The 5,131-nt window shown below is 63.7% G+C and carries 5 protein-coding genes and 1 pseudogene; 1 reads left to right on the forward strand and 5 read right to left on the reverse strand.

The genetic code is table 11. The annotated features are described in order from the left end of the window. Window positions 1-337, forward strand: a pseudogene (locus tag EN932_RS28620) (DUF1176 domain-containing protein); the annotation flags it as partial. A gap of 27 nt (window positions 338-364) precedes the next feature. Here the strand turns inward: EN932_RS28620 and EN932_RS28625 are convergent. The 5 genes from EN932_RS28625 to EN932_RS28645 all read right to left on the reverse strand — a co-directional run. Beyond that, window positions 365-1,255, reverse strand: a complete 891-nt coding sequence (locus EN932_RS28625) for a phospholipase (protein ID WP_013532109.1) — start codon at window positions 1,253-1,255, stop codon at window positions 365-367. Window positions 1,256-1,287: 32 nt separating this feature from the next. Beyond that, entirely contained in the window at window positions 1,288-2,898 is a 1,611-nt protein-coding gene (locus EN932_RS28630) for a molybdopterin-binding/glycosyltransferase family 2 protein (RefSeq protein ID WP_127369513.1), read from the reverse strand. Then, window positions 2,895-3,599, reverse strand: coding sequence for an XdhC family protein (locus tag EN932_RS28635; protein WP_013532111.1), 705 nt, complete (start codon window positions 3,597-3,599; stop codon window positions 2,895-2,897). Before EN932_RS28635 ends, EN932_RS28630 begins: the two co-directional genes overlap by 4 nt. Window positions 3,600-3,664: 65 nt before the next feature. Continuing rightward, a complete protein-coding gene (locus EN932_RS28640; RefSeq protein WP_013532112.1) occupies window positions 3,665-4,003 on the reverse strand; it encodes an XdhC family protein in 339 nt (112 codons plus the stop codon). Window positions 4,004-4,063: 60 nt separating this feature from the next. Beyond that, a partial coding sequence (locus EN932_RS28645; RefSeq protein ID WP_127274395.1) for a VWA domain-containing protein occupies window positions 4,064-5,131 on the reverse strand: 1,068 nt, incomplete at its 5' end.

The raw sequence follows: 5,131 nt of genomic DNA on the forward strand, positions 1-5,131 counted from the left end.
CTATTATATGACCGACGAGACATCGGCCGTGCAGCAATTGCAATTCGCCGAACCCAAGATGGACATCCGCTACGAGAACAATGACAGCAACGGCAAATTGCTGGGCATGAGCATCGTCGGTTTCCAGACGTCCGGCTGGGCGGTCAATTCCGACTATGACGAGGCCACCCAGACGATCACCACGTTCAACAAGTGGCGCGGGGTCGGCGATGCTTCCGACGCCGGCACGTATCTGTTCCGCAACGGCAATTTCTCGCTGGTCCAGTACGACGTCGATGCATCATATGACGGCGAGCAAAATCCCGAGACTGTCGTCGACTACAACACTGCGCCTTGAGCGTCACACGGGCTTGCAGGCAGCCTGTCAGGGCGACTTCGACAGCATCCAGTTGAGCGTGCCGCGCCAGTCGGTCATGCGGATCGGGGTGCCATGGGTGCCGGTCTCGAAACGAACGAAACGGGTCGGGTAAGTCTTCGATTTGGCCAGGATCGAGCGAAAGAATGCCTCCTGATTTGCCACTGGGAAGACCACGTCGTGACTGCCCTGGCCGAAAAAGACCGGCACACGGCGCTTGAATGCTGGGCTGGTGAAAAAGCTCTCATCCCATAGCGAGCCGAGCAGCAGCAGGCCGTTGATGCGGCCGCCCATGTCCTTGCGCGCGGCAAGCTTCCAGCACAGCGCACCACCCATCGATCCGCAGGCAACGAAGATCTTCGCGCCTGGCGACCGGTCGGCATAGTGACCGATCAGCGCTGCCACCTGCGCTGCTCCCTTGTCGCCGAAATCGGTAAAATCCGGGCTAAGGTAGAGGCCGCCATTGCTGGCCATCAGGTTCTTGAGCCGGTTGAAATTGCCGCCGAAGGTGAAGTCGTCGACGCCTTGCTTGCGGCTGCCGCCCTGCCCGTGCAGGTAAAGCACGATGATGCCGGCGCCCTCGGTCTTGCCGACGGCGACATGCCTGATATCGCCGGCGTCGGTTTTCAGCAACAGATCCTGCTGCACCTTGCGCACGCTGGCGTCGGTATATTGGGCGTTCACCCGCCGCTCGGGCACCTGGTCACGCTGGTTGATGTCGCGCATCTCGCGGTAGTCGATGACCGTGTAGGCGCCGTTGCTGTCGGACGACAGCGTGGGCGGATAGGCGAAGAGATCGTCCTTGAAGGGTTTTAGGGACAGCGTCTGACTTTGCGCAGCCGACGACAGCAACGCGGTCGTGACTGCAAAGGCACAGAAAATTTGGCGGCGAAAAGACATACCCAACGCATGCGTAATTCGGCTTGGGTTTGTCAATCCTGCAGCACGCCGCCGGCGCCTTCCAGCGCCTCGCGCGTGTCGACATCGACAGACGCCGCCGCGCCGATCTCGACATCGATGACATCGAGCCCTTCGGTCTCGACCAGATGGCGTGCGCCGGTGTCGCCCTCCAGATGGGCGATCGCCGGAAACAGCGAACGCGGCAACAGCACCGGATTGCCGCGCTTGCCGTCATGCGAAGCGCGGACCACCGCATTGCCGCCGCCCTTGCGGAACGCATCGATCAATCTGTCGAGATCGTGGGACGTGATATCGGGCATGTCGCCGAGCACGATCATCACACCGGCGGAGTCCTCCGGCAGATAGGCAATGCCGGCCTTCAGCGACGTGGACAAGCCGTCGGTAAAATCAGGATTGTGCGCGAAGGTCACGTCGAGGCCCGCCAGCGCAGCGCGCACCCGCTCGCGCTGGTGGCCGGTGACGACGACAGTTCTGGACGCCTTCGAGCCAAGCGCCCGCTCGGCGGTGCGGCGCACCAGCGGCTTGCCGTCGAACAGCGCCAACAGCTTGTTCGGCCCGCCCATGCGGCTCGACCGGCCGGCCGCCAGCAGCACGATGCCGACCTTCAGTTGAGATTTGGCCGGCAGCGGTTCGCGCGGCTGCGGCCGTGTGGGGATTTCCATCAACAGCCCGCCGACCCCCATGCCGGCAATATCCCTGGCGGTCACGTCGAGACCGGCGATCAATCGGTCCAGCACCCAATCGAACCCGTTCTCCTTGGGACTGCGGGCGCAGCCGGGCGCGCCGATGACGTGCTTGCCGCCGAGCGTACCGAGCACCAGCAGATTGCCGGGATCGACCGGCATACCGGCGCGGACGACGGTACCGCCCGCTTTCTCGATCGCCGCGGGAATGACATCGGCGAAATCGCTCATCGCCGAGGCGCCGAAGATCACCACCATGTCATTGTCGCGCACCAGGGAAGCCGTGGCCTCCGCCACCGGCGCGATCTCATGCGCCGTGCGGCGCTCGGCCGTCAGCCTGCCGCCGGTACGCGCCAGCCGTGCTTCGGTGACGCGCAGCGTCTTGTCGAGCACGGAAGGCTTGATGCCCGGCAGAACCGTCTGGATGACGCCGACACGCACGGGCCGGTAGGCATTGACGGCAAAGATCTCGCCTGCGGCGCAGATTTCTGTCGCAGCGTCGACCAGCGCTGAACCGACCGCGAAGGGAATGATCTTCACCGTCGCGACCATCTGGCCTTTTTCGACCGGCGCATGCTGCGCCAGCGTGGCGATGGTGATGGCGGGATCGATGGCATTGATGGCGTCGATGGCAACGGCATCGACCGTGAAGATGCCCGGCGCCTTGGCGTGGAGGTTGACCCGCCCGGTCGCGGCAGGCTTGGCTTCGATGCCGCGAAAGGCCATGCTCCCGGCAATCGTTTGCGCGGCCGCATCCTCGCCGAGGTCGTCCTCAGCCAGAACAGCCGCAACGACCTCGGAAACACCGGCAGTCCGTAGCAGCGCCACATCTTCGGCGCTCAGCCTATGCGCCTTGCGGAAGCGGCGTTCACCAGCGGTGGTGGAGTGTGCCAGCACCGCGCCTTCCGCCGTCTCGATCGGGATCGGTCCGAATTTCACGCCGCCGCACCTTTTGCGTCCAGCCCGCGCGAGCGGAAGGCATGGATCGCCTGGGCCAACACCGCAACAGCAATCTCTCCCGGGCTGGCAGCACCAATATCGAGCCCGATCGGCGCATGGATACGGGCGATCTGGTCGGCGCTCGCGCCCAGCGCCAGCAAACGTTCGACACGCTTGGCATGCGTCTTCCTGCTGCCGAGCGCGCCGACATAGAAGCAGTTGGCGTCTAGTGCTGCCTTCAGGGCGAAATCATCGACCTTCGGATCATGGGTGACGGCGGCAAGTGCGGTGTAGCTGTCGAGCGGCTGACGCTTCAGCACATCCTCCGGCCATTCGGCATGAAGCGCCACATCGGGAAAGCGGTCCGGCGTGGCGAAAGCGGTGCGGGGGTCGATGATCTCCACGGGATAGCCGGCGATCTTCGCCATCGGCGCCAGCGCCTGGCTGATATGGACAGCGCCAATCACGACCAGACGCGGCTGCGGCAGATGCGCGTTGAGAAAGAAAGTCCGCCCCTCGGCTTCGACCGAACCGGAATTACCGGTGCGAAACGCCCTGGCGATCGCGGTTCCGAGATCGCCGGCGACGTGATCGCCCTCGCGCACGATCCGGTCGCGGCCGTCACCGAGATCGGTGACAAGGATCGCCGCACGGCGGGCGCGTCGTTCGGCGTTCAAAGTTTTTAAGGCGTAGGGATCCATCAGGAAATCTCTTGTCCGAGCATCATCTTGTCCAAAAACCGGGTCCCACTTTTTGGGATCATGCTCTAGCCCAGTCTTTCCACGTACACCTTGATGCGGCCGCCACAGGACAAGCCCACTTGCCATGCGGTTTCATCGGCAACACCGAACTCCAGCATCCTGGCCTTGCCGCTGTCGATGACGTCGATGGCCTCGCTGACCACAGCGCCTTCGACGCAGCCGCCCGAGACGGAGCCGTGGAAATTGCCGTCTGCGTCGATGACCAGATGGCTGCCTACAGGTCGGGGCGCCGAACCCCAGGTCTCGACCACTGTCGCGATGGCCACGTCCTTGCCGTCCTTCATCCAGCCCTCCGCAATGATCAGCGGGTCGCGGGCCTCATCCAGATAAATGCTGTTTTCCATGACCGTTTCTCCAGAAGTCTGTTTTTCTCGGGATCTGTTTTCCGGATGGGAAGGATATGGTTATGCGGCGCGCCTCGCGCCAGCTTCCAGCCATCGGCGCGGATCGACGGATTGTGCCGACTTCTTGTCCAATGACGCGCAGAGATCGGCGAGCGCATCGAGATTGTGCACCGAGCGGAACTCGTCGACATGCGGCAGCATCGCCTTGACGCCACGGGCGCGCGCCTGGAAGCCGTCGAAGCGCAGCAACGGGTTCAGCCAGATCAGCCGCCGGCAGGATTTGTGCAGGCGCTCCATCTCCTCCGACAGGCCGGCGACATCGTCGCGCTCCAGCCCATCTGTGATCAGAAGCACGACCGCCCCCTGCCCCAGCACGCGACGCGACCATATCAGGTTGAACTCGGCCAGCGTGTCGCCGATGCGGGTGCCACCCGACCAGTCCATGACCGCCGCCGAACAGTCGGCAAGGGCTGCATCCGGGTCGCGATGGCGCATCTGCCGCGTCAGATTGGTCAGCCGGGTACCGAAGACGAAGGTGTGCACGCGACGCCTTTTTTCCGTCAGCGCATGCAGGAAATGCAGGAAAATCCGCGTGTACTGGCTCATCGAGCCGGAAATGTCGGCCAACACGACCAGCGGCGGATGAACCTCGCGGGCCGAGCGGAATTTCGGCAGGATCAGTTCGCCGCCGGTGCGCGCGGCCGAACGCATCATGGCGCGCGGATCGATGCGGCGGCCATGCGCATCGGCCTTGAAGCGCCGCGTCCGCACCATGTCGAAAGGCAACCGCAACTGCGCGATCGCCTTCTTGGCGTCGGCCATCTCGGCGGCGTTCATCTGGGCAAAATCCTTGGCCCGCAGCACCTCGTTGCCGGAAAAGGTGAAGCGGGCGTCGACCTCGATCTCGGGAATTTCCTGTGGCGGCTGGTTCTTCTGGTGTCCCTCGAACATCGCCTGGCTGACCCGGTTTTCAGCGGCGCGTGGCTTCTGCTTTTCCCTGGTGTCGGGCGCCACCGGCGAAAACATCGCCAGCATCTTTTCGATCAGTTCGCGCGACTTCCAGAACAGCCGGAAGGCCTCGTCGAAAATGGCGTGATCCTCATGCCGCGACACCAGCACGGCGTGCAG

This window comes from Mesorhizobium sp. M7A.F.Ca.US.002.01.1.1 (assembly GCF_004022955.1).
GTDB lineage: Bacteria > Pseudomonadota > Alphaproteobacteria > Rhizobiales > Rhizobiaceae > Mesorhizobium > Mesorhizobium ciceri.

Coding starts and splice junctions, on each gene's coding strand:
- EN932_RS28640 (WP_013532112.1), bottom strand. CDS start 4,003: ATGGAAAACAGCATTTATCTGGATGAGGCCCGCGACCCGCTGATCATT.
- EN932_RS28635 (WP_013532111.1), bottom strand. CDS start 3,599: ATGGATCCCTACGCCTTAAAAACTTTGAACGCCGAACGACGCGCCCGC.
- EN932_RS28625 (WP_013532109.1), bottom strand. CDS start 1,255: ATGTCTTTTCGCCGCCAAATTTTCTGTGCCTTTGCAGTCACGACCGCG.